Annotated in this window: 23 protein-coding genes; 13 read left to right on the top strand and 10 right to left on the bottom strand. The window is 61.9% G+C overall.

All coding sequences use genetic code 11. The features are described 5' to 3' along the window. Nucleotides 1–99: 99 nt before the first annotated feature. The 11 genes from folP to JX292_RS00275 all read left to right on the top strand — a co-directional run bounded on the left by folP (nucleotide 100) and on the right by JX292_RS00275 (nucleotide 13,480). On the top strand, nucleotides 100–1,068 hold the full coding sequence (folP, locus tag JX292_RS00225; RefSeq protein ID WP_204860213.1) for a dihydropteroate synthase: 969 nt from the start codon (nucleotides 100–102) through the stop codon (nucleotides 1,066–1,068). Between the two features lie 78 nt (nucleotides 1,069–1,146). Then, nucleotides 1,147–1,578 (top strand): dihydroneopterin aldolase, encoded by a 432-nt coding sequence (gene folB / locus JX292_RS00230; protein ID WP_204860214.1) that lies wholly within the window; start codon nucleotides 1,147–1,149, stop codon nucleotides 1,576–1,578. Between the two features lie 2 nt (nucleotides 1,579–1,580). After that, nucleotides 1,581–2,165: a 2-amino-4-hydroxy-6-hydroxymethyldihydropteridine diphosphokinase gene (gene folK / locus JX292_RS00235; RefSeq protein WP_204860215.1), complete on the top strand. Its 585-nt coding sequence runs from the start codon at nucleotides 1,581–1,583 to the stop codon at nucleotides 2,163–2,165. A gap of 45 nt (nucleotides 2,166–2,210) precedes the next feature. After that, complete coding sequence (locus JX292_RS00240) at nucleotides 2,211–2,726, top strand: DUF3180 domain-containing protein (RefSeq protein WP_204860217.1); 516 nt, start codon at nucleotides 2,211–2,213, stop codon at nucleotides 2,724–2,726. After that, a complete protein-coding gene (locus tag JX292_RS00245; RefSeq protein ID WP_204860220.1) occupies nucleotides 2,713–3,360 on the top strand; it encodes a PH domain-containing protein in 648 nt (215 codons plus the stop codon). The genes JX292_RS00240 and JX292_RS00245 overlap by 14 nt, the downstream gene beginning before the upstream one ends. Next, nucleotides 3,360–5,129 carry a PH domain-containing protein gene (locus tag JX292_RS00250; RefSeq protein ID WP_204860222.1) on the top strand — a complete coding sequence of 590 codons (1,770 nt, stop codon included), beginning with the start codon at nucleotides 3,360–3,362 and terminating at the stop codon, nucleotides 5,127–5,129. Before JX292_RS00245 ends, JX292_RS00250 begins: the two co-directional genes overlap by 1 nt. Nucleotides 5,130–5,292: 163 nt before the next feature. Further along, on the top strand, nucleotides 5,293–6,255 hold the full coding sequence (locus JX292_RS00255) for a Rossmann-like and DUF2520 domain-containing protein (protein ID WP_204860224.1): 963 nt from the start codon (nucleotides 5,293–5,295) through the stop codon (nucleotides 6,253–6,255). Then, nucleotides 6,252–7,199: a pantoate--beta-alanine ligase gene (panC, locus tag JX292_RS00260; RefSeq protein ID WP_204860225.1), complete on the top strand. Its 948-nt coding sequence runs from the start codon at nucleotides 6,252–6,254 to the stop codon at nucleotides 7,197–7,199. The genes JX292_RS00255 and panC overlap by 4 nt, the downstream gene beginning before the upstream one ends. A gap of 52 nt (nucleotides 7,200–7,251) precedes the next feature. Next, nucleotides 7,252–8,835, top strand: coding sequence for a lysine--tRNA ligase (gene lysS / locus JX292_RS00265; protein WP_397545768.1), 1,584 nt, complete (start codon nucleotides 7,252–7,254; stop codon nucleotides 8,833–8,835). 837 nt (nucleotides 8,836–9,672) lie between these two features. Then, nucleotides 9,673–10,023 carry a histone-like nucleoid-structuring protein Lsr2 gene (locus tag JX292_RS00270; RefSeq protein ID WP_204860226.1) on the top strand — a complete coding sequence of 117 codons (351 nt, stop codon included), beginning with the start codon at nucleotides 9,673–9,675 and terminating at the stop codon, nucleotides 10,021–10,023. Nucleotides 10,024–10,909: 886 nt separating this feature from the next. Then, on the top strand, nucleotides 10,910–13,480 hold the full coding sequence (locus tag JX292_RS00275) for an ATP-dependent Clp protease ATP-binding subunit (RefSeq protein WP_204860227.1): 2,571 nt from the start codon (nucleotides 10,910–10,912) through the stop codon (nucleotides 13,478–13,480). A 121-nt stretch (nucleotides 13,481–13,601) separates the two neighbouring features. Here the strand turns inward: JX292_RS00275 and JX292_RS00280 are convergent, their stop codons facing one another. Continuing rightward, a complete protein-coding gene (locus JX292_RS00280) occupies nucleotides 13,602–14,537 on the bottom strand; it encodes an A/G-specific adenine glycosylase (protein ID WP_204860228.1) in 936 nt (311 codons plus the stop codon). A 179-nt stretch (nucleotides 14,538–14,716) separates the two neighbouring features. Between JX292_RS00280 and JX292_RS00285 the strand changes: the two genes are divergently transcribed. After that, nucleotides 14,717–15,493, top strand: coding sequence for a hypothetical protein (locus tag JX292_RS00285; protein ID WP_204860229.1), 777 nt, complete (start codon nucleotides 14,717–14,719; stop codon nucleotides 15,491–15,493). Between the two features lie 108 nt (nucleotides 15,494–15,601). Here JX292_RS00285 and JX292_RS00290 read toward each other — a convergent pair whose 3' ends face one another. The 4 genes from JX292_RS00290 to disA form a co-directional block, all read right to left on the bottom strand. Next, nucleotides 15,602–15,853 carry a phosphoglycerol transferase gene (locus JX292_RS00290; RefSeq protein ID WP_204860230.1) on the bottom strand — a complete coding sequence of 84 codons (252 nt, stop codon included), beginning with the start codon at nucleotides 15,851–15,853 and terminating at the stop codon, nucleotides 15,602–15,604. Continuing rightward, nucleotides 15,835–16,419, bottom strand: coding sequence for a hypothetical protein (locus JX292_RS00295; protein WP_204860231.1), 585 nt, complete (start codon nucleotides 16,417–16,419; stop codon nucleotides 15,835–15,837). Before JX292_RS00295 ends, JX292_RS00290 begins: the two co-directional genes overlap by 19 nt. 235 nt (nucleotides 16,420–16,654) lie before the next feature. After that, on the bottom strand, nucleotides 16,655–16,879 hold the full coding sequence (locus tag JX292_RS00300) for a phosphoglycerol transferase (RefSeq protein WP_204860233.1): 225 nt from the start codon (nucleotides 16,877–16,879) through the stop codon (nucleotides 16,655–16,657). A 101-nt stretch (nucleotides 16,880–16,980) separates the two neighbouring features. Then, on the bottom strand, nucleotides 16,981–18,057 hold the full coding sequence (disA, locus tag JX292_RS00305) for a DNA integrity scanning diadenylate cyclase DisA (protein ID WP_204860905.1): 1,077 nt from the start codon (nucleotides 18,055–18,057) through the stop codon (nucleotides 16,981–16,983). Nucleotides 18,058–18,265: 208 nt separating this feature from the next. Between disA and radA the strand changes: the two genes are divergently transcribed. After that, nucleotides 18,266–19,717: a DNA repair protein RadA gene (gene radA, locus JX292_RS00310; protein WP_204860235.1), complete on the top strand. Its 1,452-nt coding sequence runs from the start codon at nucleotides 18,266–18,268 to the stop codon at nucleotides 19,715–19,717. Between the two features lie 106 nt (nucleotides 19,718–19,823). Here the strand turns inward: radA and JX292_RS00315 are convergent, their stop codons facing one another. From JX292_RS00315 to JX292_RS00335, 5 genes are all read right to left on the bottom strand, one after another. Continuing rightward, a complete protein-coding gene (locus JX292_RS00315) occupies nucleotides 19,824–21,218 on the bottom strand; it encodes an FUSC family protein (RefSeq protein ID WP_239653549.1) in 1,395 nt (464 codons plus the stop codon). A 135-nt stretch (nucleotides 21,219–21,353) separates the two neighbouring features. Next, a complete protein-coding gene (locus JX292_RS00320; RefSeq protein WP_204860237.1) occupies nucleotides 21,354–23,153 on the bottom strand; it encodes a polysaccharide pyruvyl transferase family protein in 1,800 nt (599 codons plus the stop codon). Between the two features lie 3 nt (nucleotides 23,154–23,156). Continuing rightward, nucleotides 23,157–24,215, bottom strand: coding sequence for a glycosyltransferase family 2 protein (locus tag JX292_RS00325; RefSeq protein WP_204860240.1), 1,059 nt, complete (start codon nucleotides 24,213–24,215; stop codon nucleotides 23,157–23,159). 139 nt (nucleotides 24,216–24,354) lie between these two features. Then, nucleotides 24,355–25,395 (bottom strand): inorganic phosphate transporter, encoded by a 1,041-nt coding sequence (locus JX292_RS00330; RefSeq protein WP_204860242.1) that lies wholly within the window; start codon nucleotides 25,393–25,395, stop codon nucleotides 24,355–24,357. Next, nucleotides 25,395–26,012: a phosphate transport regulator gene (locus tag JX292_RS00335; RefSeq protein ID WP_204860245.1), complete on the bottom strand. Its 618-nt coding sequence runs from the start codon at nucleotides 26,010–26,012 to the stop codon at nucleotides 25,395–25,397. Before JX292_RS00335 ends, JX292_RS00330 begins: the two co-directional genes overlap by 1 nt. Nucleotides 26,013–26,345: the final 333 nt, after the last annotated feature.

Genomic DNA, 26,345 nt, shown 5'->3' on the forward strand with positions numbered 1-26,345 from the left:
CGCAGGCAGAGCATACCCTCCCAGGATACCCCTAAATCAGCATGTCATATGCAAATATGGGGTGCTGTGTCATTCGGCAGATTCGGTAGGATTAAAACCATGACCGAAGATACCGCCCCCCACCCTGCCGTTTCCGCCGCACCCCTGCCCTGCGATGCGCTCGCCGCCGAACGCACCCTCGTCATGGGCATTCTCAACGTCACCCCCGACTCCTTCAGCGACGGCGGCCAGCACTACGCCGCCACCGACGCCATCGCCCACGCCGCCCGCATGATTGCTGAGGGCGCCTCCATTATCGACATTGGCGGCGAATCCGCCCGCCCCGGTGCGGTGCGCATCAGCGTGGAGGAGGAGCAGCGCCGCATCCTGCCCGTTATCGAGGCCGTCGCGCAGATGGGTACCACTATCAGCGTGGACACCATGAACCCGCAGACCGCCCGCGCCGCCATCGCCGCCGGTGCGCACATCATTAATGACGTGTCCGGCCTGAACGTCAGCGATGAAATGATTGAGACCGCTGCCGAGCTGCAGGTGCCGTACATCCTGATGCACGCCCGCGGCACCTCCCAGACTATGGACAGCCTGGCGGAGTACCCGCGCGGCGTTGTCACCGAGGTTGTGGAGGAGCTGACCGGCCTGCGGGAGCGTTTCCTCGCCGCCGGTGTGCTGCCGCAGAACCTGATTCTTGACCCGGGCCTGGGCTTCGCCAAGGGCGGCGTGCAGGACTGGGAGCTGCTCGCCGCCATCGATGAGTTGCAGTCCCTGGGGCACCGCCTGCTCATTGCCGGTTCTCGAAAGCGTTTTATCGCCAACGCCCTGACCGCGGCGGATATAGCGCTGGCCGAGCGCCTGAACGCGACCGGCTTCACCGCGACCGAAGCGGGCCAGGCGGAACGTGAGCTGTGGCACTCGCTGACGGAGCCACGCCCGGCGCAGCATCGCGCGGCCGCTTCTGCGGCGGTGACCGCCCTGGTGGCCGCCCGCGGCGTGTGGGCGGTGCGCGTGCACGACGTGCCCGCCAGCGTGGATGCGGTGACCATCGCCTCCGCACTACGCGCCGTTCTGTAGGTACCCGCCCCCTATGCACCTCACGGGGCTCGGCTCACGGCCGGGCGGCCCGATACAACCAACCACTGAGGAGACTCCATGCTGAATTCGGCCTACGCCCACCACGACCGCATCACGCTCAGCGGCATCACCGCCGTGGGATTCCACGGCGTTCTCGACTTTGAGAAGCGCGACGGTCAGCCCTTCACCGTCGACGCGACGCTCTACACCGACTTCGCGGATGCGGCCGCGGGGGACGACCTGGAAAAGACCACGAACTACGCGCAGGTGGCCGAGCTGATCCACCAAAAAATCGTCTTCGGCTCGCTTGACCTGATTGAGACGCTCGCCGTGCGGATTGCCGAGGGGATTCTCTCAGACTTCGTGCGCATCGACGCTGTGGAGGTGAAGGTCTCCAAACCGCAGGCTCCCATCACCGTTCCCTTCGAGAATGTGGCGGTGAGCGTGTTCCGCGAGCGTATTCCCGAGTCCCTGCAAGCCGCCATGCCCGGCACTGAAGGGAGGTGCTAGCGATGCCGCTCAGGCCGTTGTCCGATCATCGCGCCGTGCTGGCGCTGGGCTCAAATCTGGGCGAGAGTGAGAGCACCATTGAACGGGCCGTCGTCGACCTTCGGGAGGCGGGCATGCGCATCCTGCGGGTCTCGCCGCTGTACCGTACCGCCCCGGTGGGCGGGCCGGCGGGGCAGCCGGATTACGTGAACGCTGTGATTGAGGTGTCGACCAGTCTGCGCCCCTACGAGTTGCTGAAGCTGTGCAACGCCGTGGAGGCGGCGCATCACCGTGAGCGTCTGGTACGTTGGGGCCCGCGCACCCTCGATATCGACGTGATTGACTACGAGGGCGTCGTCTCTGACGACCCGGTGCTGACCCTGCCTCACCCGCGCGCGCATGAGCGTTCCTTCGTGCTGACGCCGTGGGCGCGTATGGACCCGGAGGCGCACCTGCTGGTGGCCCGTAGCGATGAGAGCTCGGGCGCCGTAAACTACGTGCCGGTGAGTGTTGCGGAGCTTTCCCGCGACCTCAACCTGACGCATGAGGACGCCGGCGAGGACGCAATTCGTTATATGCGTGAAATGAACCTCCCCGGTGCTCTCTAAGTGTGGCACCCTGAAGGGTAGAGGAATCGACCGAAAGGAAACACCATGAAACCTCTCCGGTATTCGGCGGTACTCTGGACGGCGATAGGCGCTGCGGCACTGACCGCGCTGGTGAACACGGTGTTGGTGAACGCCGGCTATAGCGAGTTGCATTTCTCGTGGATGCTCGGGCTGGTGTGCCTGCTTGTGGCTGCCGGTGCGGTGTGGCTGGGGGTTCAGGTGGCGCGGTATCGCCGCGTCAAGACGCGTGAGAAGGCGCCTCGTATGGGTCCGATTCTGGCGGCACGTACCTTGGCTTATGCGCAGGGTTCGATTCTGACGGGTTCCTTGTTAACGGGCGTGTGCGCCGCAATTTTCGGTTTTCACCTGGCGGTGGCGCCTGCCCGCGGTCTGTCGGTGCTTTTCTGGCAGGTTGTGGTGAATCTGGTCTGTAGTGTTGTCCTGCTGGCGGCTGGCCTGTGGGCGCAGCATTGTTGTCGTATTCCGCCGGGAGAGGACGACGATAATTCTTCTGCCGGTGCTGTGAAGTCGCGAGAGGGAGGAACCTATGCCGGCTCCTAAATCGAACAATTATTCTCAGAACCCTATGCCGCAGGGCGGCGGCCCGGGACAGAACCCCGCGCAGAGCGCGCCGACAGCGCGACCCGCCGGAGTTCCCCTGGGCCTGCCCGGCCTGGGTAGGCCCGTACCTCGGCAGGCCGCACCCGACCCGCAGTGGCAACCCGCGGCCCCCGGCTACCTAAAGGTTCGCTTCATCCACACCCTGGCCGCATTCGTGCCGGTGCTGTTGGTGGGGTTGGGCCTGGATGCGCTCGCGGTTCTGACCGGCGGCCCCCTGTGGATGCGCATCCTGGGCGTGCTGGTGGTGCTCGTGGCGGTGTTCTGGGGTGGCTGGTGGCTGCTGACTACCCCGCGCCGCACCCGAGCCCTGGCCTACGCGTTGGAGAGCAACCACCTCATGACTCGTTGTGGCCTGGTTTTCCGTAGCATCACGTCGATTCCGTACGGGCGCATCCAGTATGTTGACGTTGATTCGGGGCCGCTTGAGCGTCTCAACGGAGTGTCGCGTCTGACGGTGCGCACCGCCGGTGAGGCCGCCGGCACGGTCGTGGTGTACGGCGTCCCGAACGATATTGTGGATGCGATCCGCACCGAGCTGGTGCGCCGCGCCGATGAGCGAATGGCGGCCCTGTAATGAGCGTGCCCGTTTCGAACAATAACGTCCCGAGCGGTGGTGTGCCGGGTGGCCAGGACGTGGGTGGTCCCGGCGGTCCGCGGGAGCAGGTGTGGTGGCGTGCCGACATCCGCACGTTTGTGATGAACCTGTGGGTTCTTATTGCGGTGGTGCTGTATAGCCTGCAGAGCACTATCTACCAGATGTTATTGACACCGCCGGGGGAGTGGGTCACGCTCATTAGCGCTGAGATGGGTGAGGGGCACATGGAGGTGCTTTTCTCGAACCTGTTCATCTTTGTGGTGAGTTTTATCGGCCTGATTTTGGGTACGCTCAGCTGGTGGTTCACCCGCTATCACCTGGATGAGCTGTCGGTGCATCGCCGTAGCGGCATCTTCTTCAAGAAGGAGCGCACGATTCGTCTGGAGAGCGTGCAGAGCGTGGATATTTCTCGCCCGCTGGTGGCGCGTCTGTTGGGTATTTCGGAGTTGCGGTTTGAGGTTGCGGACGGTTCCGGCGAGGCCCTGCACATCAAGTATGTGTCGCGGGTGAAAGCAACCCGGTTGCGTCGCGCGGCTTTGCAGAGCATTTCGATTCTGCGGGCTCAGGGTGGTGCCCGTGGAACCGGGGTTGGTGCCGGTTACCGGCCGGATGCGCCGCTCCCCTCGGGTGCGGCGTACCCTGTCTCGTCGGCTCAGCCCGGTATGTCCCAGTCCGGCTCGGTCCCGGAAACCGCGGCGTACCCGCGTCCCGCCGCTTTGCCCGTTCCGGCCGGAAATTTCCCTGAGTCCGGCAGCCCCGAGGGCGTGGTGGCTTTCCGTCTCTCGACTGGTCGCCTCATCATGTCGATTCTGTTGGAGAATCTTGTGTGGGTGGTCCCTCTGGTCATCGTTATGGGTGTGAGCGCGATCATCACGGCAGTTTTCAGTGGGCTCAGCCCGCTGTATATTCCGATGGTGGCCCTGCCGAGCCTCGGTGCGCCGCTTATTGGCTATGCGGGCGCGCTGTGGGCTCGCTTCGATAACTCCGCGCGGTTCAGGATTTATCGTGGTGACAGGGGTGCTCTTACCCTGCGCTACGGCTTCACCGGAACCCATACGCAGAATGTGCTGCCGGAGCGTGTGCAGGCGGTTCAGGTTGAGCAGTCGATTCTCTGGAAGATGTTTGGTTGGTATCGTGTGACGATGACCATCGCGGGTGTGGGTGTTGACAGGTCGAATCAGGGCGGGCTGACCCGCAACGTTGCCCTGCCGGTGGGAAATGAGCGCGAGACCATGACGGTTCTACGTCTGCTTTTGCCGGAGCTGGATGAGCAGCAGGCGCAGGGGCTTATGGCCGCGGCGCGAAGCTCCCAGAAGCATCAGGTACCCGGCGCCCCGCAGATGCTTCAGGTGCCGTCTACGGCCCGCTGGCTCGACCCGCTCACCTTGCATGTAAAGGGCTTGACCAGTATTAACGCCGACGCGCAGGGGGCACGGGGCCCCGCCTCCTCGCGCCCTGATGCGAACATCGAGGAGCACGCCCGTGGCGATCTGTTGCTGATTCGTAACGGTTTCTTGGTGCGCAGGCTATCGGTGTTGCCGGTGCGGCGCGTGCTGGGCGTGCGTTGGACCCAGGGTCCGTTTGAGCGTGCGTGTGGATGCGCCACCCTACGCTTCGATGTGGCGAAGGGCCCGGTGCGTACCTCCATGAAGCATCTGCCGCCGCGCACGAGCCTGATTATCGCCTCGACCCTCACGGAGCGCCTGGAGGGTACCTGTGCTTACTATCGCGTGCCCGAGGCGCTCTAGTGCCGGAACTTCAGCAAGGTCCGCCCGTACTTCTTGTTCGGGTGGGCCTTGCGTTGTCTGCGTAGCCTGAACGGCTCGCCGCCGGGTGATGCGCGCTGTGGTTATCCACAGCAGTAAACCCGGCTGAGGCGCCACCCGGTGCGGGCGAATATACTTAAGAACCGTGGTACACCATTCAAAACCCGCCCGTTTGGGCATCGGAATCATTTCAGCCGGGAAGGTCGGCGCCGTCCTCGGCGCGGCGTTGCGCGCCTGCGAACACACTATTGTGGGTGTGCACGCGGTGTCTGAGGCTTCTCAGGAACGCGCCGCGATGTTGCTTCCCGATGTGCCGTTGCTTCCGGTGGAACAGATTGCCGAACGGAGCGAGCTGCTGATTCTGGCTGTCCCCGACGACGAGCTGCCGGGCCTCATCACCTACCTGGCCTCCTCCGGGAGCATCACCGCCGGTCAGCTGCTGGTGCACACCTCCGGCCGTCACGGCACTGAGGTTCTCGCCCCTGCAACGGCCCTGGGCGCCATCGGCTTGGCCATTCACCCGGCCATGACCTTCACGGGCCTGTCTATGGACCTGCAGCGGTTGAACGGCACGAGCTTTGCGGTGACCGGCCCCGCCCCGTTCCTGCCTATTGCGCAGGCTCTGGTGGTTGAGATGGGCGGCGAGCCCGTCCACGTGGCTGAAGCCGATCGAGCCCTGTACCACGCCGCCCTGGCACACGCCTCGAATCACCTAGTGACGATTCTGGGCCAGTCCCAGCAGATGCTCGCATCCATCGGCATTGAGGACCCGGCTCACTACATGGGTCCGCTGGTCCGTGCAGCCGTGGATAACGCGCTCGCAAGCGGTGAAGGGGCCCTGACCGGTCCCGTTGCGCGCGGCGATGCGGGTACTGTAGTTGCCCATATGAGGGCGCTCGGCGAGTATGCACAGGGAGAAAAAACAGGTGATATTACAGACTCTTATGCCGCTCTGGCACATGCGACCGCAAAAAGGGCGCATAATAGAGGTTTGTTAAACGATGAACAACTGGGACGGATCGAAAGCCTGGTGGTACCTTCTGCGAACGTGGAGTACACCGGCGACACCGACGATTCAGCCCCCGAAAACAAGGAGTTCTCGTCATGACTGAGACTTCAATGCCCCGCGTCGTGACCACTATCGCGGAGTTCCGTACCGCTATTGCGCAGGCTTTGGCCACCGCGCAGGATGCTCTGGACCGTGCCGCCCGCCTCGAGGCGGAGCAGAACGGCACTGACGTTCAGTACCGTACCGCCACCCTGGGTTATGTGCCCACTATGGGTGCTCTCCACGATGGTCACGCCACCCTGCTACGTCGCGCTTCCGAGCAGAATGACGTTGTTGTTGCCTCCATTTTCGTGAACCCGTTGCAGTTCGGCCCCGGTGAGGACTATGAGGCGTACCCTCGTACCCTTGAGGCTGATGCCGAGCTGGCAGGCGCCGCCGGTGTGAACGTTATTTTCGCGCCCTCGGTGGAGGAGATGTACCCCGACGGTGACCCGCTGATTCGCATCTCGAGCGGTGAGCTGGGCACCAAGTTCGAGGGCGCAACCCGCCCCGGACACTTTGACGGTGTGCTGACCGTGGTGAATAAGTTCTTCAACATTATTCGCCCTGCCGCCGGTTCGCACCCGGTGTACGCGTACTTCGGTCAGAAGGACGCCCAGCAGTACATCCTGATTCAGCGCATGGTGCGCGATTTCAACCACGATGTGACCATGCGTCCGGTGGCGATTGTGCGTGACGATAACGGCCTGGCCCTCTCCTCGCGTAACGGCTACCTCTCGGATGAGGAGCGTGAGTCTGCCCTGGTGCTCTCTCACACCCTGGCGATGCTGCGCGAGAACTCGCTGAACCGCGGCTTCCACGAGATTGACCTGGAGGGCGCCCGTGAGCGCATCAATTCCACCCCGGGTGTGCGCCTTGACTACCTGGAACTGGTCGACCCGATGACCTTCGGCGAGCCGACTGAGGATTCGGAGCGCGTGCTGGCCCTGGTCGCCGCGTATGTGGGCCCGACCCGCCTGATTGACAACATGGACCTGCGCTAAACGTTCGCTCGTTTAGAAGAGTCCCCAACACACTACACAGATAGGTATCACCGTGAGTACAGAGCACACCGCCGCGCCGGCGATTGCTGATATGTCCGAGCAGATGCAGATTCGCCTGGAGAAGCGCGCGAAGCTGATTGAGTCGGGTCGTGAGGCATACCCGGTGGGTCTGCTGGATTCCGAGGGTAACCGCGTGGAGCCCAACCACATTGAGGATTTGCGCGCCGAGTACGACCCGAAGCTGGAGTCCGGCGAGCTGAAGGCAGGCGACGAGACCGACCGTGTGGTGCACGTGGGCGGCCGCGTGGTGTTCGTCCGTAACACCGGTAAGCTGTGCTTCGCGACCCTGCAGGGTGGCACCGAGGGTAAGCGCATCCAGGCGATGCTGTCGCTGGCTGAGGTGGGCGAGGAGTCCCTGGCCGAGTGGAAGTCCCTGGTTGACCTGGGCGACCACGTGTTCGTGACCGGCCGTGTGATTGTGTCGCGCCGCGGCGAGCTGTCGATTATGGTGACCGACTGGAAGATGGCTTCGAAGGCTATTCGCCCCATGCCGGTTCTGCACAAGGACCTGAACGAGGAAACCCGTGTTCGCCAGCGCTACCTGGACCTGATGGTTCGCGAGGAGGCTCGCGAGCTGGTGAAGAAGCGCGCCCTGATTACCCGTACCGTGCGCCGCGTGTTGGATGAGCACGGCTACGTTGAGGTGGAGACCCCGATTCTGCAGCTGATTCACGGTGGCGCGACGGCTCGTCCGTTCCGCACCCACCTGAATGCTTTCGACCAGCCGATGACCATGCGCATCGCGACCGAGCTGCCGCTCAAGCGCGCCGTGGTGGGCGGTATTGAGCGTGTGTACGAGATTGGTCGCGTGTTCCGTAATGAGGGCGTCGATTCGACCCACAGCCCCGAGTTCACCACTCTGGAGTGCTATGAGGCGTACGCCGATCAGTTCGTGATGGCTGAGCGCATGAAGGAGATTATCCAGAGCTGCGCGAAGGCTGTCGGCACCGAGCGCATCGAGACCGAGCGCGGCACCATTGACCTGTTTGGTGAGTGGAAGTGGGTTAGCGTGTATCCGGGCCTGTCCGAGGCTGTGGGTGTTGAGATTACCCCGGAGACCGACGCATCTGTTCTGCGTGAGATTGCCGAGAAGCACGAGGTGGACATCGACCCGAAGTGGGATGCCGAGAAGCTCGTTATTGAGCTCTTCGGCGAGATTGTCGAGCCGACCCTGGTGAACCCGACCTTCGTGTACGATTACCCGCCGAGCGCCCAGCCGCTGGCTCGTCCGCACCGTTCTGGTGCGCCGCTGATTGAGGCGTGGGATCTGATTATTGGTGGTATGGAGCGCGGTACCGCGTTCTCTGAGCTGATTGACCCGGTGATTCAGCGTGAGCGCCTGACCGCCCAGTCGCTGCTGGCTGCCGCCGGTGACGACGAGGCGATGGAGCTGGATGAGGACTTCCTGCGTGCCCTGGAGCACGGTGCACCCCCGATGGGTGGTATCGGCCTGGGTATTGACCGTTTGATTATGCTGCTGGCCGGCGAGCAGGACCCGGAGCGTCCGGGTACTGTGGTGCGTCAGCCCGGTATTCGTGAGACGATTCTGTTCCCGCTCATGAAGCCGGAAGCATAATTCCATATCTGTGAGGGCCTGAGCTCGTTCTGTGTGCGTTTGCACAGAGTGTTCCGGGTCTGAACCTGAATGCGGCGGGGGCCGCGGGTGTGTATGCGCTCGCGGCCCCCGCCGTTGTGTGTTGTGCCCGGATGGTTCGGTGCCAGCTGGATAGGGCCTTGAGCGGATGCGGAGTGGATGCGAGGGTGTTTTGTGTTCAGGCTTGCTACACATTCTTAGGGATGCTTTGTGGGGTTTTTGGCGTCTTTTATTGGCTTGTGGGCATCCAGTTATAGCGTAGTTTTGGCCAGTCTTTTGGCTAGTCAGCAGCATATTCGGGCGCTGGGTGAAAAGTATTTTGCGATAAAGAGTATTGATTCGTCATGATTCAGTGCGCGCGAGGGAGGAATATACTGTTGAGATGATTTCTGCCGTTCCGTGTGTGGTGAAGGATTATTGTCGGGGATTATTCCTGCTGATTTTCCGATAGGTGCTGTTCAAATGTGCGTGGTGTATCTCTAGCCTTCGGCCTTTGAGATGTCGATGTGCTGTGGGATTGTTCAGCGGGTTATTTAACGGGGTGGTGGCGGCAATATGCGCTTAGAGAACAGGGTCGGCATTGCCTGACGATTCAGAGCCGATATTCCGGCGGAATATTCCTCGATGTTATTCTCGAGGGTTATTTTCCCGTCTACTTTACCGCTTTGGGTAATGAATACCTTCGATATTTCTGTTACGATGTATAAGAAATTGGTACGTATGTATATCCGGCACACTTTTTCTTCTATCAATTTTAGATAGAGACTTTAGGGTTTTGCGCCCATAGGATATATGCAACAGATGAGGGAGGTGCCATTCATGGCACAGAAGGTTCGCATCATCCTTGAAGACGATCTGGACGGTGGTCCCGCCGACGAGACCATCCGCTTTGGCCTGGACGGTGCTCACTACGAGATTGACCTGTCCTCCGCAAACGCTGCTCGCTTGCGCGATGCTATCCGCCCCTTCGTAGCGAAGTCTCGCCGCGTGCAGGGTTCGGCTCAGCGCACCCGCGCGCCTCGCGGTACCGCTGCTCCGATTAAGCGTAACCCTGAGACCGCTGCGATTCGCGAATGGGCTAAGGCTAACGGTCACAAGGTTTCTGACCGCGGCCGCATTCACCAGGACATTCAGGATGCATACTACGCAGCTATGAAGGAACAGGATTAATTTCTATCCTTCCGGGTCTGCTCCGTGTGGGGTAGATGTATTGCGTGCTCTCACGGCGGATAGTGATTATCACTATCCGCCGTGAGTGTTTTTATGTGATGGTAAATATCTGAGTCGGTGGCATGATGAGTTGAATTGTAGGGCTTGCTGAGGTGTGAGGAAATGTGTGTGGTGTTGGGTCGTGCTGACGCATCAACATATTTAATTTACTCGTAAATATATTATCGGCGGTGGAGGGCGCAAATTCTTGCACGTGTCGGAATATATAGACAGAATGTCAATATCATTGCATCTGTACCTACAGGGGGTGTGGTCTCACATGATTCTCTGCGCGTGAATAAATCATGAGCGATGGGCGGGTGTGCCATTATTCCCCGGATTATTCTCCCGTCTGCAGTGTGTGTATCTTTATGTCTTTTCGCGTGCTTTAGGGAATAACGGGGAAGTCGTGAAGCATTTAGGGCGATTCTCGCGCGCCGCCGTGAACTGCGGTCTGCCTGTCGGGTGATTGGCGTGCATATACTTTGAAAAACAGTGGGTATTCTGCAATATTTCGGATTCTCTGCAGATAAATTGCACCCAGCGTAGTCGGGTACGCGGATTTTTCTGTGTTTATGTTCGGCTCTATGTGTATCTGGGTGTCGGGAGGTGATTCTCAAAGGACTCTGGGCGACTCGAAAGGTGGCACAGACGACTCGGCTTGAAACCCGACTTAAAACTTGACTCAAAACCCGGTTCGGACCTCGGCGGAGGAACCCGACCGTTCCGCGTATCTTCCGCTCGCGCCTCTTTCGTTCTCTTGATGGCGAACAGATACCCAAGCGCCGGGCAGAAACCCGGCGCTCAACGTACTCTTGTATCAATAGGAAAATGCAAGGAGTGCGCAATGTTTGAACGCTTTACCGACCGAGCTCGGCGCGTTGTGGTGCTTGCCCAAGAGGAAGCACGCATGCTTAACCACAACTACATCGGTACTGAACACCTGCTGCTCGGCCTGATTCACGAGGGCGAGGGCATCGGTGCTCGCGCCCTGGAATCGTTGGGCGTTACCCTGAACGCGGTTCGCGAGCAGGTTCAGGACATCGTCGGCCCCGGCCCCCAGGCCCCCAACGGCCACATTCCCTTTACCCCCCGTGCTAAGAAGGTTCTCGAGCTGTCCATGCGCGAGGCTATTCAGCTCAACCACGGCTACATCGGTACCGAGCACATTCTGCTCGGTATGGTGCGTGCGAACGAGGGCGTGGCAAACCAGGTGCTCGTCAAGCTGGGCGCTGAGCCTGCCGCCGTGCGCCAGGCCGTCATGGACCTGATTTCCGGCTACCCCGGCAACAACTCCGGCGAGAAGGAAACTGCCGGCGTGGGTGCAGGTAACTCTCGCGAAGGCACTCCCGCGGGTTCCACGATTCTGGATCAGTTCGGCCGCAACCTCACCGCCGCAGCGCGTGAGGGCGAGCTGGACCCGGTGATTGGCCGTCACCACGAGATGGAACGCGTCATGCAGGTTCTCTCTCGCCGCACCAAGAACAACCCCGTGCTGATTGGTGAGCCCGGCGTCGGTAAGACCGCCGCCGTGGAGGGCCTGGCCCAGGCCATCGTGCACGGTGACGTCCCCGAGACCCTCAAGGACAAGCACCTGTACACCCTGGATCTCGGCTCCCTGGTCGCAGGTTCGCGCTACCGCGGTGACTTCGAGGAACGCCTGAAGAAGGTCCTGAAGGAGATTCGCTCCCGCGGCGACATCATTCTGTTCATCGACGAGATCCATACCCTGGTGGGTGCCGGTGCCGCCGAAGGCGCGATTGACGCTGCCTCCATCCTCAAGCCCATGCTGGCGCGAGGCGAGCTGCAGACCATCGGTGCAACCACCCTGGACGAGTACCGCAAGCACATCGAGAAGGATGCCGCCCTGGAGCGCCGCTTCCAGCCGATTCTGGTGGAGGAGCCCTCCCAGGAGCTCGCCGTGCAGATTCTGAAGGGTGTGCGCGATAAGTACGAGGCTCACCACCGCGTCACCATCACCGATGAGGCAATTGAGACCGCTGTGAACCTTGCGGCACGCTACATCTCTGACCGCTTCCTGCCGGATAAGGCTGTCGACCTGATTGACGAGGCCGGTGCGCGCCTGCGCATCAAGCGCATGACCGCACCCCCGGAAATTAAGATTCTGGACGAGAAGGCCGCCACGCTGCGCCAGCAGAAGGAAGAGGCCATCAACTCGCAGGATTACGAGAAGGCAGCCGGCCTGCGTGACCAGGAGCAGAAGGTCCTGGCCGAGAAGGAAGAAGCTGAGAAGGAATGGCGCGAGGGCGGCGGAGACGCCTACGGCGTCGTGACCCCCGAGGTGATTGCTGAGGTTCTGGCCGCCTCCACCGGCGTGCCCGTCTACAAGATCACCGAGGAAGAGTCCAGTCGCCTGCTGACCATGGAGCAGGAGCTCCACAAGCGCGTTATCGGCCAGGAGCACGCTATTGCGGCCCTGTCCCGCGCGATTCGCCGTACCCGTGCGGGCTTGAAGGATCCGCACCGTCCCGGTGGCTCGTTCATCTTCGCCGGCCCGACCGGTGTGGGTAAGACCGAGCTCGCTAAGGCTCTGGCCGAGTTCCTCTTCGGTGACGAGGACGCCCTCATCACCTTGGATATGTCCGAGTACCAGGAGAAGCACACCGTTTCCCGTCTGTTCGGTGCCCCTCCCGGTTACGTGGGCTACGAAGAGGGCGGTCAGCTGACCGAGAAGGTGCGCCGCAAGCCCTTCTCCGTGGTCCTGTTCGACGAGGTGGAGAAGGCTCACTCCGACCTGTTCAACTCGCTGCTGCAGATTCTTGAGGACGGTCGCCTGACCGATTCGCAGGGTCGCGTGGTGGACTTCAAGAACACCGTGATCATCATGACCACCAACCTGGGTTCCCGTGACGTGAACCGCCGCATCCCGGTCGGTTTCCAGGCCATGGACGATTCCGCTGCCGATTACGAGCGCATGCAGGCTCGCGTGATGGAAAGCCTCAAGGAGCACTTCCGTCCCGAGTTCCTGAACCGTGTGGATGACATTATCGTCTTCCCGCAGCTCTCGGAGTCCGAGATTCTGCAGATCGTGGACCTGTTCGTGGGCCGCCTGGCCAAGCGCCTGGCGGAGCAGGATATGTCCATCGAGCTGACCAACGCTGCGAAGGTCCTCATGGCGGCCAAGGGTTACGACCCGGCTATGGGTGCCCGTCCGCTGCGCCGCGAGATGCAGCGCAACATCGAGGATGCCCTGTCCGAGAAGATTCTCTTCGGCGACATCAAGCCTGGCGAGAAGATTACTGTGGACGTTGAGGGCGAGGGCGACTCCGCGAAGTTCGTCTTCTCCTCGCAGCCGATGAAGGAGCTGGCTCTGGATTCCGTGAAGGAGCCTGCGAAGGAGGGTGAGTCTTCTGAGGCTCCCGCTTTTGAGGTTCGTGAGGGTCAGGGTAACGACTAGGTTCTAGGCTGCTAAGCTATAGCGCAATAAACGCCTGAGGGGTGGTACCGATTATTCGGTACCGCCCCTCAGGCGTTTCTATGCTTGTGTGAGCCTCTAGGGGCCCTCCTGTGGCGGGGTGCTAGAGCGAGACGAGTACTGCATCGCCCTGCGTGACTTCGCGGGCCAGAGAGTCCGCCAGAAGCCCCGCGTAGCAGCGCTGCAGCTGCTCGGCTGCAGGGGAGAGGGCGTACAGCGTCTTCAGCGGGCGGTGCACCTCGACCGGAATGTCTGCGGGGAACGCCAGGTCGGGCGAAACAGCTGCGCCTGTGGTCGAGGCGGCGCCCGCATCCAGGATGATGCTGCGGTCCACGGGCTCATGCGCCGCACGAAGAACCGCCATGACGGCACCGCGCACCTGGCGGTCCGTGCCGTGCCAGGCCTGGCCCTTTGGCGTGTACTCGGCCTCAGGACGGCCGGCCGCAACCCAGGCGCACAGATCCTCCACCGGGCACAGCTGACAGGTCGGGGACTTTGCGGTGCACACGAGCGCGCCCAGCTCCATAGTCGCCGCATTCCACACGCAGGAGGTGGGGGTATCGGCGGGCATGAGCGCCTCCGCCAGGCGAGTCTCAGCCGCCGTCAACGAGCGGGAAGGTAGCGCCTTACCGCTGACGGCGCGGGCGTGTACGCGGCGAATGTTCGTGTCGATGACCGTCTCTCGCAGGCCGAAGGCGAACACGCTGATGGCGGCCGCCGTGTAGGAGCCTACGCCCGGTAGAGCCAGCAGCGCCTCATGGTCGGCGGGAACCTCACCGCCGTGACGCTCCACAATCGCCACGGCCGCCCCGTGCAGGCGTTGCGCACGGCGGGGGTAGCCCAGGCGACCCCAGGCGCGCACCGCCTCCGAGGTGGGCTCGGCGGCCAGGTCCGCGGGGGTGGGCCAGCGGCGCATCCACTCCTCCCAGACGGGCAGGACGCGCTTGACGGGGGTCTGCTGCAGCATGAATTCGCTAACCATCACACCCCAGGGCGAACACTCGTTGCGGCGCCAAGGTAGGTCGCGTGCGTTCTGCATGAACCAGCCGTTAATGCGTTCGTGTAGAAGGTGTGGCGTGGTGCCTTGTGGGAGGCGATTTGCGGGGTCTGCTACTTCTTGAATCACCAGAGAAGCCTACGTCACAGGCTATATATTCCCAAAATGGCATGGGATGGATTCATGGTGAATCTAAGGTTGAAACCCGGTATCCTTAGAGTATGTCTGAAAATGGTCCCGTTCTGCCTCCTGAAGTTTATCGCCGCCGTCGCATCGTGGCGGTTGTTGCCCTGCTCGCCGTCATTCTTCTGCTGGTTGCAGGCGTGACGAGCATCGTTGGCATGATTAATAACAAGAAGGACTCCACCGTCGCCTCCACCGCGACGGCCTCCGGTGCGCCCTTCCAGAGCTTCAGTGCGCGCCCCTCCGAAACGGCTTCGGCTAGCGCCTCCGCTTCGGCAAGCCCTTCTGCCTCCCCGAGTGAGACGGTGACCATGAGCGCCTCCCCCAAGGCTACTGAAACCATGAGTGCCGAGGCAAAGCCGAGCGAGACGAAGACCGCGCAGGCTACCCCCTCTGCCACCCCGAGTGCTAGTGCGGCGGGCGTGGTGGCTGCCTGCTCCGCGAACGACCTGAAGGTGACCGTCACCCCGGCTAAGCAGGTGTTTGCCGCGGGTGAGCAGGTCTCGTTCCATGTGACCTACTCGAACTCTTCGAAGACCCCCTGCGCTGTGGGCGGCGAGGGCGCAAATACCGGTGTGGACCTGAGCATCACCTCGGGCTCGGCAAAGGTGTACACCCGTAGCCTGTGCGCCGCGACCGCCCTGCCGAAGGCTGAGGTTGCCGCGGGCGCTGAGGGCGCCGCGGATGTGCCTTGGGACCGTAAGATCAACGTTCTGGGATGCTCCGCCGCTTCGACCGCGCAGAAGGGCTCCTACTGGGCGACCGCAACGGTGAACGGTGTGACCTCGACTCAGGTGAACTTCGTGATTCAGTAGTCGCTTCTGGGTCCCCGTAGTTTTTGCCCGTAAATGGGCATGCAAAAGCCCCCGTGCTGGATATTTCTTCCGGTACGGGGGCTTCTTGTATGGGGTTATTGTGCGGCGCTATTTGGAGGCGCGAGGCTTGGCGAAACGGCGCTCGCCCAGGTACCCGAGCAGGCTGCCGAAAGCGGTCCACTGCAGTGCCGCCAACAGCAGAGTGGACAGGTCAGTCACCTCAAAAGAATTGGGGATGACCTTGAACCATAGCAGCGGCAGGTAAATCAGAAAGAGAATGGGGGATGCCCACACGAAGAACGGGACGGGGCGCTTAGTATACCTGTCGCCTGTCTTCTGACTTACCAGCTTCCACGACATTGCCATACACCCCAACTAAGGCTCAATGCAATGGTTGCAGGGCCGCCGAAGCTCCTGAGAGCTACTGGTCCAGCAATACGGATGATGGTACGGGCTGCCAAGCCCCAATTCCATGCAGAAATAGCTACTTTAGTAGCCTGCACAAGTCCAGGAATGCTGAATCCCAGCACATTTTCAATCATGCACCGTGCAAATGAATCTGCGTCTTGAGTCGATTCATCATCGAATGAATCATAATCTTCATTCGTGGAACCAGCAGCCCCATTGAAGGCCAGTGCAAGACGTTCAAAATTGGGTGCCTGAAGGATAAGCCCGTCAGCCTTCAAGTTTTCGTAGTTCACAAAATAGTGACCATTATGCTGGGGAACATAACGAGTGAAAAGAACTTCGAGATCATGTGCAAGCTGCTGCTCGGTAATATTTTCTGCAGTGTAGGCGGAGTGTCCTGCAGAAACAGGTGCGGTCTGGAGGGCAGATGCCGGGGCAACTGCGCTCCCCATCATGAGCGATGCCAGAATGCCTGCCGTGGCGAGGAAAAGAGGCTTCTTGATGCGTGAGGTATGCATGTTAACATCCTTGTCTAGCTATAACTCTAAGTGAGTAAGTAATCAACTAGATGAGAAAACATCTCGACTAGATTGATTGAGACAATATTACACTTGAGTGCAATCTATATTCAATAGGATTTTTTGTAATTTATATCACAATTAATGTCACTTGTTATGCAGTTTTTGGACATTAATGTTGAAGCCCCCGTGCTGGATATTCTCCGGCGCGGGGGCTTTAGCTTTTATCTGGTCACTATTTGGAGGCGCGAGGCTTGGCGAAACGGCGCTCGCCCAGGTACCCGAGCAGGCTGCCGAAAGCGGTCCACTGCAGTGCCGCCAACAGCAGAGTGGACAGGTCAGTCACCTCAAAAGAATTGGGGATGACCTTGAACCACAGCAACGGCAGGTAAATCAGGAACAGAATGGGGGACGCCCACACGAAGAACGGGACGGGGCGTTTAGTTTGTGAGTACGACATTGTGACCTCCTCGTGACGTGGTATGGCCTGGACGAGGGGAAACCCCTGTCAACCCATCATACCCGGAACCGTTCTCAAGTGCTAGAGGTGTGCCCGGGTGATTAGAGGTATCGCTCCAGGCTACTCTCCGCCATGCGGGTCAGCTGCTCACGCACCGTGCGGGCACGAGCCTCACCCACACCGTCCACGGCACGCAAATCCTCAAGGGATGCCGCCATGAGAGCCTGCAGGCTTCCGAAGCGCTCCACCATGCGTTCGGCAATCGCATTCGGAATGCTCGGAATACCAGCCAGCAAACGGAAACCACGCGGCTGCAGGGGAAGCTCCAGGTCGGGGTTCTCACCAAAGCCGACAGTGCGGGCAATCGCGCGCAAATCCACGATATCCATATCGTTCAGGTTCTGGAGCGCCTCAACACCGGCGGCAATCAGCGCGTCGTTCACCTCGGGTAGGTAATCGCGCAGAATCAGGTCGCTGGCGGTCATCTCGGGGGAGCGTAGTTCCTCCAGCTGCAGGGCAATCAGGCGGCCGTGCACACCGAGCTCCAGCACGTAGTGGCTGACCTCGCGGATGATGCGGTTCACCATCTCCATGCGCTGAAGGGTCATCGCCACATCCGCTAGAGATACGTTGGATTCAATCTCCAAGGCGGACAGGCTGGAGAGCACTGAACGCAAACGCTTCTTATAGCTTTCAAGGGTCTGAATCGCCTGATTCGCGCGGGCCATCAGGTACTGACTGTCCTCGACCATATAGCGGGTGCCGTCTACGTACACCGAAATCACGGACATTGAGGCACTTACCGAAATCACCGGGAAGCCGGTCTGAATCGCGGTGCGCTCGGCCGTGCGATGGCGGGTGCCGGACTCGTTCGTCTCGATGGATGCGTCCGGCATGAGCTGCACGGCGGCGTGTAGCAGGCGGGTGGCGTCGCGGTCGCAGATGATGGCGCCATCCATCTTTGCCAACTCACGCAGGCGGGTTGCTGAGAATTCAGTGTCGATGCTGAAACCACCCGACGACATGGAAGAAACGGTGCGGTCGGATCCGAGTACGATGAGTGCGCCCGTACGGCCGCGCATGATGCGTTCCAGGCCTTCGCGGAGCTCGGTGCCGGGGGCGATTCGGGCGATAGTTTTCAGTAAAAGGTCACTATAATTCATCTGCACGATGACCATTGTACCCATAATCGCACCTAAAGAGTGACGTCAGGGGCGAAACGGCGGGCTAAAGTGCCTTAAAAACGAATAGATGTTCTCGATATTTATGCAAAGATACTTCAGCGTGATCTCCTCGCGTTTAATAGTAAAAATGTGTCCGGGGGTACTCCCTTTCGCCGTGACCAAACACCGCGTGCCCAGCAGAACAAACCCCTAAAATAGACCCATGACCGCGCGCACAAAAAACACCAAAACCGCCCCCGCCTACCGCTGCACCGAATGCGGCTGGACCACCGCCAAATGGGTGGGCCGCTGCGGCGAATGCCAGACCTGGGGCACCGTCGAAGAAGCCTCCGGAGGCACCCGAGCACGCACTCGAGCCGCATCCAGCGTGCAGAAACCCGCTCAGCCCATCGCAGAAGTCGACTCGCGCGTAGCCGCCTACATGAGCACCGGAAACCCAGAATTTGACCGCGTGCTCGGCGGCGGACTTGTACCCGGCGCGGTCATCCTCATGGCGGGCGAACCCGGCGTGGGCAAATCCACCCTGCTGCTGGATGTAGCCGCCACCTTTGCGCGCGGCACCGCCGGGATTGCGGGGCAGAGGGGCGCGCAGAACCGTACAAATACCCCCGCGCAGAACACCCAGCCGCCGCGCCCGGTCCTATACATCACCGGCGAGGAATCCGCCGCGCAGGTCAAGCTCCGCGCCGACCGTATCGGTGCCATCGCCGAGACCCTGTACCTGACCAGCGAAACCGACCTCGGCACCGCCCTGGCGCATATCGAGCAGATTGACCCGGTGCTGCTGGTCATCGACTCCGTGCAGACCCTCGCCTCCGCAGAAGTTGAGGGAAGCGCCGGCGGCGTCACCCAGGTGCGTGAGGTGGCCGCCTCCGTCATTGCCGCCGCGAAGGAACGCAATATGTGCACCCTGCTCGTCGGCCACGTGACCAAGGAAGGCACCATCGCGGGCCCGCGCCTGCTCGAGCACCTGGTGGATGTGGTCTGCCAGTTCGAGGGTGATAAGCACTCGAATATCCGCATGCTACGCGCGATTAAGAACCGCTTCGGACCCACCGACGAGGTGGGCTGCTTCGACATGCACGAGGATGGCATCGCCCCCGTGCTGGATCCCTCCGGCATGTTCGTTTCTAGCACCCCGCACCCGGTGGCCGGCACCTGCGTGACCGTCACGATGGAGGGTCGCCGCCCCCTGCTCGCGGAGGTACAGGCCCTGCTGGATCAGGCCGTGGCCCCGGCCCCGCGCCGTACCGTTTCGGGCCTGGACTCGGCGCGCATCCAGATGCTCCTGGCGGTGTTGCAGCGTCGCGCCGGGCTAAACGTGGGCAAGCTCGACTGCTACGTCTCCACGGTCGGCGGCGCAAAAATTGCCGAACCGGCCGCCGACCTGGCCTGCGTCATGGCGTTAGCCTCGGCAGCGCAGAATAAGCCGCTACCGCGCAAGCTTGCGGTCTTCGGCGAAGTCGGTCTGGCCGGTGAGGTGCGCGCCGTGCCGGGCATCCGTCAGCGCATTGCGGAGGTGGGCCGCCTGGGCTTCACGCACGTGCTGGTGCCCGCCTCCCCGGCGGGCGTGGGGGATGTACCCGAAGGTGTGACCGTGCGTGAGGTAACCACCCTGGGTGAGGCGCTGGCCCTGCTCTTCCCGCAAAAGTAGCCGCCCGCTACATCAGCACATAGAGAGTTAAGGAGGGGGCTCCCGGTTGGCATGCATGCCGCCGGGAGCCCCCTCCTCTATGCTTTGTGACTGGTTGCCGACCCCGCTAGTCCTTGCGAACCTGTGAGGGGCGGTCGGTACGCGGCTGCGTGACGTTCTCCTCCTCGTTCTCGTGCAGGATGATATTGAGTGAACGGGTATGCAACCGATCGGACTGACGGTGAATGCTCTCCGAAGCGTTCTCCGGCACGGAACCGGCCACGGTGGCGGCGCCCATTTCGGCGGCGCGCGCCTCCATCTCTTCGGGGCTCACATGCAGGTCGACCACCGGTAGCACGGAGGTGCTCGGGGCGTGCTCCGTCATGGCCTCGCCCAGGGGCATCAGCTTGTCCAGGGCGTCCTTGTGGCTCATGCCGGTGGCCTCCAGGAAGTCGACCACGATTAGGCGTAGCATCAGCACCAGCGACTCGCCCTCGAAGGAAGCCACACCCATGTAGCGCGGCTCGAGAGTTCCAGCCAGATGTACCATACGGTCCTGCGCCTTCTTCATGTAGTACTCGCGCTCTTCCTTCTTCGGCGAAGACATGCCCAGGCCGATACTCTGGGAGGCCAGTGACAGCTCATCCAGGGCCTTACTCAGTGAAACCTGTGCGGCCGCACGTAGCTGTACGTGGTGAATGGTGGAGGCCATGCGGCGGTTGAGGACGCGGTCGTTACGAATCGCCAAATCTATCGCGGCAAGAGTCTTCGACATGCGCTCCAACTCGCCTTTGCTCTTGCGGCTATTCCAGGACAGCTCATTCATACCCTGCGCGGTAATCAGGTCGCCTCGGCCCGCATCATACAGCGGTTGCAGGGCGCGGGCATCGAGCAGGCTCTGGTATGCCTTGTTGTAGTCGTAATAGCGAATTGCTTCGGAGGAGAGCGTGAAAACCTTCGCGAACGCATCCATGAGGGCTGTTGCGCGTTCACGCGGGTTCTTACGCGGGTCGCGTGGCATCAGGTACATGGCGAGGAATGCGAAAGCGCCGCCAACTAGACCGTCAAAACTGCGGGTGAACGCATCGTCAGGCACGGGCAGCAGGAGTGTAAAACAGGCCTGGAAGCTCAGCTGAATCGTAAAAATAATGCCCTTATCAATAAATCGGGCAATAATCACGGTCAAGAAAAGCACCACTGCCGCCTGCCAGGTACCGTGACCGAGCAGAATCAGCAGAAGGTCGCCAATGAGAATGCCGAGGGTCACGCCGAAGGAGACCTCAAGGATTCGGCGGGAATGCTTAGCGCCGCTTACATAGCCCAGGGATACGAGGGCAGCGACCGGCGCGAAAATGGGCTCGTGGTGGCCCAGGACGCGCTCAGAGAAAAGCCAAGCGCCCATAGACGCCGCAACAATCTGCACAGACTGAAAGAAGTCTGCTCGGACTCGATGAATACCCTCACGAATGAACTGCCGGGTGTTCTGTTCAGTAGTGCGTAGAATCTCTGTGAAGCGTGCCATGAGCACCATCATACCGGCGCTCATAGGGTGCACAAGACACTTAGGGAGTGTTGGGTTGAAGTGTGAGAGACCCCGCGTTTCACGCTCCTACCCAGGCTGAGGCCGTATGCCTCACATGGCCCATAACCGCGGAAGCTAGCCGCGGAGGCGACGCACCACCCGCGCCAGCAGACTCGGATGAGTGGCAGGCCCCTCAGCCGATGCGTCAGAAGACGACTTGGGCTCAACAGCAACAGGGCGCGGTTCTTCCGCACCGTGTGCCCCGTGAATACCCTGCACGCCGCCACTCATACGCGCGCGCTCTAACTGCAGGCGATGCTCAGCATCCCAGGAATGCGCCCGATCAGACATCGCCCATTCAAACCCCGCGGTTAGGGAAGTAACGGTGAAAAGCTCACGGGCGGCACGGACAGTTGCACCCAACGGCTCAGGAAGCGCCGGAACCTGCGTCGCGGCGGGGAAGGGGGCCGGGGGCGTGCTTTCGTCCGACTTTTCTTCACCGTGTGCAAGAATCTGCGCCAGCAGGTAGGCGCGATCGGCCCGCAACGCCTCCAACAGTTCGGTGCGGCGCGCATCCGTGGCAACAGCTGCATACCGCAGGGCCGCCGCGACCATGAGCTCGGGAACCCCACCGGCCAGCATGCCCAGGGGCAGAGTGAACTCACCCCAACCATATAGACTCAGTGCGCCGCCCACGCGCACCTGCGTGAAGGCGTCGGGAATCAGCGCAAGCACCGGAATACCGGCCGCAGCCGAGAAGACCGCCGGATGGTACCGGCTCGTAATCGTCAGCGCCGCCGCCCGGTGCACGAGCAGGCTCTGATCCGTATGCAGAATCGGCAGAACGATTGCCGCCTCGCGCGCGGCGGGGGAGAGCAGGCCCGCGATGCGCTCATGGGTGTCCGCATCCCCGCGCCGCCCGGGCTGATTCGCCTGGAGCGGGTCGCCAAAGTGGCTGAGGAAAACAGGGGCGTACCCGTGCTCGCAATATACCTGGTTGAGCAGGCCCGCCAGCCGCTCGGCCTGCTCCTGCGTGCATGCGTTAACGGTGACGCAGACGTAACGTTCGGGGAGGGCACCCAGCAGTTCGGAGGGGTCGAGGGTCACGGCGTGCGCGGTGCCTGCCTCATCTGCCTCGTCGGCGTCTGCGGTGTAGTCGAGCGCGCGGGAGGGATGCTCGGGCGCCGCGTCCGTCGCGTCGTCCACGCACAGGCGCGCATCAATACCGCGCTCGCGGCACCATGTCAGGGAGTTCTCCTCGCGCACCGAGACCGAACGGGCCGAGCGGAGCATGCGTTCGAGGGTCTGCGCATCCCTCTCGGTGAGGGTGGGGCCCAGCGACTGGCCGGTCACGAACAGGGGAACACCGGTGTACTCGGCGACGAGGGCCACCGCGGCACGCTCGTAGAGCAGCCAGCCGAATCGGGAATTGAGGTTGCCGCCGCCGGAGATGAGCACCGCATCCGCGGTCGCCACAGCGCGCGCCCAGTCGATGATGGTGCGCACGGTGTCCTCCGCGGGATGCAGGGGCTCGGGCAGGGCGCGTACCTCGGGCGTATTGAGGAGGCGCTCCAGCAGGTCGGTCGGGTCGGTCTCGCGAGGTGCGGCACCGCCCTCGTTGGCCGGGTAGAGTTCCCGCAGGATGCGCTCGATGGCCTCCAGCGTGAGTTCACGCTCGGCCGGGGACCAGGGGAAGAGAAAAAACGGCAGGTAGGAGTAGCCTCCGCCGTCTGTGTTGCGGGGTGCGTTGAGGTATCGCGCCGAGTGCCGCTCGTCGCGGGTCATAAGGGTTACGGAGCACCCGCCTTCGTGCAGGAAACGGGCAGCAGCCATGGTCATCGCCTCATCGCCCACGTGGTAGGCGTGCTGGCCGATATCGCCGACTACGAGTACGCGCGGCGTGCGGGAATAAGTAGAATGGGCGTTCTCCGTCATGGGTTAGCGTCCCTCCCCGCGCGGGGATGCAGACCGTGCGCGGGGCGCGAGGGAACGAACCGCAGAACGCAGGGCGCGCAGGGCACCGCGTCCCCGCGACCGGTCGGCGGTGAGCCTGGCCTCCAGCTCGCGCTGGCGCGCATCCATAACGGCCTGACGAGCCTCGATGCGCTCCAGACGCTCCCCGAGGGAGCGCAGAAGATCCAGGGATTCGCGGGTCAGATCGTGCCCGTCAATCACGCGGCGTTCCAGGTCGGCCATCAGGTGCGCCTGGTAGAGGTACGGGCCCGGCCGCCCGCCGGATTGCAGGTCGTCGCGAATTGCGCGGGCGCGCACGCTCGCGTCGAATCGGGCGTGCTCGGCTTGGCGTTGCACGCTATTGGCTTCCGCGCCGTCAGCCTGCGGGCGTAGCGACCAGTAGGCGAGGGGTACGTCCACGAGCAATATCTCCGTCACTGCCGCGGCACGCAGGTTGAATTCCCAATCGCCGACCACGGGCAGGGACTCGTCGTAGGGGCCGACCAGCTCGTGCAGGCGGCGGCGGTACAGGATGCCGATGGGTACGGCGCGGTTGGTGCGGTAGAGGAACTGCAGTCCGAAACCGGGCAAGCCGTCGTGGAAGATGCGCTCCTCGTACACCTCGAACTCGCCCTCGGGGGTTTCGCGTTCGTAGCGTTCTACCACGCGGGTCGAGCAGATGAGCGCTTCGCTTGCGCGTAGAGCCTTGACGGTGCGTTCCAGGAACTCGGGGGCCCACAGGTCGTCATCGTCGTGGATGGCCACGAACTCGCTGTCGGTGGCCGCCAAACCGGCATTCGAGGCGGCCTCCATGTTCCCGCCGCCGGTGGTGAGCAGCATGAGCCGCGGTGTGTCGCCCTCCAGCAGATGCGCGAGGGGTGAAGCCTGCAGAATGGCGCGGGTGGTAGACTCGTCCCCGCCGTCGTTGATGACGCAAACCGTGTAGTCAGTAAAAGTCTGCTCGGCGATATTGGCCAGGGCACGGCGCAGGAAACGGGGGCGGTCCTTCGTACGGACCAGAACAGCTACGGTGGGGGAAGACATAGTCACTTATCGGTTGGGGGAGGGCGTGTGAAGGCTCGCGAACTCACACCATTATGAAGGCGTTAGCTCCCGCGCTCAACCCGCGCCGACCGTAGATGAGAAGGGGAATCAGATGGGGCCGGTGGCGGCACATGAAGCCTCAGAGAAGCGCCTGAATCGCCATCATGATGACCACACCGACCATAAAACACGCTGGAATGGTCACAATCCACACCAGCAGGATCTGAAGCACAATGCGGGGCTTCAACGCGTTGAAACGCTGGTTAACTCCCGCACCCAGGATTGATGCAGTCGCCAGATGCGACGAAGAGAAGGGAACCTGCAACAAAAAGTACCCAAGAACCTGCACGGCGGCGGTAGTTCCCTGCGCGACAGCACCGCGAAGGGGGTCGATGCGCACCATCTTGTACGCGAAGGTGTAACCGATGCGCCGCCCGCCGCTGAGCGTTCCGAGGCCCAGAGCCACAGCGATGAAAAGCGTGCCGAGGAGCATGCCTGCGGTGTCCAGGGGATGCGTGCCGCCGGAGCTCGGATGGGCACCGAGCAGGGGAACCATGAGCGACCACAGGAGCAGGTACAGGTAGCCTGTCTGCACCCCGTGCAAGAGCGAAATCGCGGAGGAGGACACGGCAAGCGCCTCGCGGGAATGCTGGTTGACCATGCGCGGGTTGTGCCCCACCACGAACCGGTAGAAAGGAATCACCATGACCCAGGAGAGCATAAAAATCAGTGGGGGCAGGTAGAGCAGCGGCCAGAGGGTCGCCTCGAAGATGCGCGGTAGAAACGAGCTGAGGTGCAGTTCCTGGCTACCCTGTGTGCTGAATCGGGCCCACCAGCTGACCCCGGCCAGCGCGCCGATGAGCGCGTGGGTTGAGGAAGAGGGCAGGCGGAACACCCAGGTCAGCATACCCCAGATGGAGCAGACGAGCAGCGCGGCGAGGATGCCGCTCAGACCGGTTTCTCCCTCGGGGGCGCTCACCCAGGTGGCCGAGTACTCGCCCAGTAGCAGGAAGGCGCTCACGACACCGAGAACATTGAAGAGGGCCGCCAGGTAGAGGGCTGAGCGTTCGCCGAGGGCGCGGGTGCGCACGGGCACGGCGACCGTGTTGGAGGCGTCGTGCATGCCGGTCACGTAGACTGCCGTTCCGAACGCACAGAGGGCGAAGGGGATCAGGAGCATTAGGACTCCTGCACGATGATGCGGCCAATCTCGGTGGAGACATCGCGCATTGCGTTGGAGGCGGCGGTTAGCTGGGCTAGGAAGGTCACGTAGCGGCGGTAGCGTTCGTGGGTGTAGCGGGTGGAGATGTAGGCTTCGTACTCTTCGGCGGTGCGCAGGGCCTGTCGCGAGATGCGGAGCATGTCCATCCAGTAGTTGTCGAGGCCGCGGATGTCGGCAAGCTTGGGGATGACGGCCGCGGTGAGCACGGCCTGCCGCTGAATGATGTCCAGGATTGAGGTGATGTGTGTGGCGAAGCCGTCGATGCTGTGCAGGGACAGTACGTGTGCGGCACTCGTGAGTTTTTCAACGGCGGTGGTGAGCTTACGTGCCAGGGTGTAGAGGTCCTCGCGCGGAATCGGTGGGGAGAAGGAGCTTCGCACTTCGGTGAGGGTGCGGTAGAGCAGGTCGGTGGAGTCGGCCTCGTGCGCGAGCATGCGCTCGAAGAGGGCGGGGTATTCGGCGACGGGGGAGCCCACCATTTCGGAGAGGAGCGCCGCGGCCTCGCCGACCTGGGCCGAGATTTCGGCGAGGGAAGCGAGGGATTCGTTCGCGTGGGGGAAGAGGCGGTGCAGCATAGTTCCCAGTCTAGCGAGTGGTCGGGGTTGAGGAGTATTTTGGACGCGACTCACGCCTAGAACTCATGCCTGGAGCCCATGCCCAGAACTCAAGCCCAGAACTCACGCCCAGAGCCTGTGTCCGGAACCCAGCTGCAATCATGTATTCCCAGCTATGCATATAAAGGGTTTGCGGTGCGGCGTGAAGAAACACACCAGAACCGAGCGCTGGAACTGCGGGCCGAAAACCCGAACCAACCCGGACCGACCTAGGCTATCATGGGCTGATCCGGGCCGAGATGCAGACCTATAGAATGCAGGCCGACAACATAAAACGGTGGGGGTCGATTTCTC

It is taken from the genome of Rothia mucilaginosa, from assembly GCF_901875305.1.
In the GTDB taxonomy this organism is placed as follows: Bacteria; Actinomycetota; Actinomycetes; order Actinomycetales; family Micrococcaceae; genus Rothia.

Coding starts and splice junctions, on each gene's coding strand:
- folP (WP_204860213.1), top strand. CDS start 100: ATGACCGAAGATACCGCCCCCCACCCTGCCGTTTCCGCCGCACCCCTG.
- folB (WP_204860214.1), top strand. CDS start 1,147: ATGCTGAATTCGGCCTACGCCCACCACGACCGCATCACGCTCAGCGGC.
- folK (WP_204860215.1), top strand. CDS start 1,581: ATGCCGCTCAGGCCGTTGTCCGATCATCGCGCCGTGCTGGCGCTGGGC.
- JX292_RS00240 (WP_204860217.1), top strand. CDS start 2,211: ATGAAACCTCTCCGGTATTCGGCGGTACTCTGGACGGCGATAGGCGCT.
- JX292_RS00245 (WP_204860220.1), top strand. CDS start 2,713: ATGCCGGCTCCTAAATCGAACAATTATTCTCAGAACCCTATGCCGCAG.
- JX292_RS00250 (WP_204860222.1), top strand. CDS start 3,360: ATGAGCGTGCCCGTTTCGAACAATAACGTCCCGAGCGGTGGTGTGCCG.
- panC (WP_204860225.1), top strand. CDS start 6,252: ATGACTGAGACTTCAATGCCCCGCGTCGTGACCACTATCGCGGAGTTC.
- JX292_RS00270 (WP_204860226.1), top strand. CDS start 9,673: ATGGCACAGAAGGTTCGCATCATCCTTGAAGACGATCTGGACGGTGGT.
- JX292_RS00275 (WP_204860227.1), top strand. CDS start 10,910: ATGTTTGAACGCTTTACCGACCGAGCTCGGCGCGTTGTGGTGCTTGCC.
- JX292_RS00280 (WP_204860228.1), bottom strand. CDS start 14,537: ATGCAGAACGCACGCGACCTACCTTGGCGCCGCAACGAGTGTTCGCCC.
- JX292_RS00285 (WP_204860229.1), top strand. CDS start 14,717: ATGTCTGAAAATGGTCCCGTTCTGCCTCCTGAAGTTTATCGCCGCCGT.
- JX292_RS00290 (WP_204860230.1), bottom strand. CDS start 15,853: ATGTCGTGGAAGCTGGTAAGTCAGAAGACAGGCGACAGGTATACTAAG.
- JX292_RS00295 (WP_204860231.1), bottom strand. CDS start 16,419: ATGCATACCTCACGCATCAAGAAGCCTCTTTTCCTCGCCACGGCAGGC.
- JX292_RS00300 (WP_204860233.1), bottom strand. CDS start 16,879: ATGTCGTACTCACAAACTAAACGCCCCGTCCCGTTCTTCGTGTGGGCG.
- disA (WP_204860905.1), bottom strand. CDS start 18,057: ATGGTCATCGTGCAGATGAATTATAGTGACCTTTTACTGAAAACTATC.
- radA (WP_204860235.1), top strand. CDS start 18,266: ATGACCGCGCGCACAAAAAACACCAAAACCGCCCCCGCCTACCGCTGC.
- JX292_RS00315 (WP_239653549.1), bottom strand. CDS start 21,218: ATGGCACGCTTCACAGAGATTCTACGCACTACTGAACAGAACACCCGG.
- JX292_RS00320 (WP_204860237.1), bottom strand. CDS start 23,153: ATGACGGAGAACGCCCATTCTACTTATTCCCGCACGCCGCGCGTACTC.
- JX292_RS00325 (WP_204860240.1), bottom strand. CDS start 24,215: ATGTCTTCCCCCACCGTAGCTGTTCTGGTCCGTACGAAGGACCGCCCC.
- JX292_RS00330 (WP_204860242.1), bottom strand. CDS start 25,395: ATGCTCCTGATCCCCTTCGCCCTCTGTGCGTTCGGAACGGCAGTCTAC.
- JX292_RS00335 (WP_204860245.1), bottom strand. CDS start 26,012: ATGCTGCACCGCCTCTTCCCCCACGCGAACGAATCCCTCGCTTCCCTC.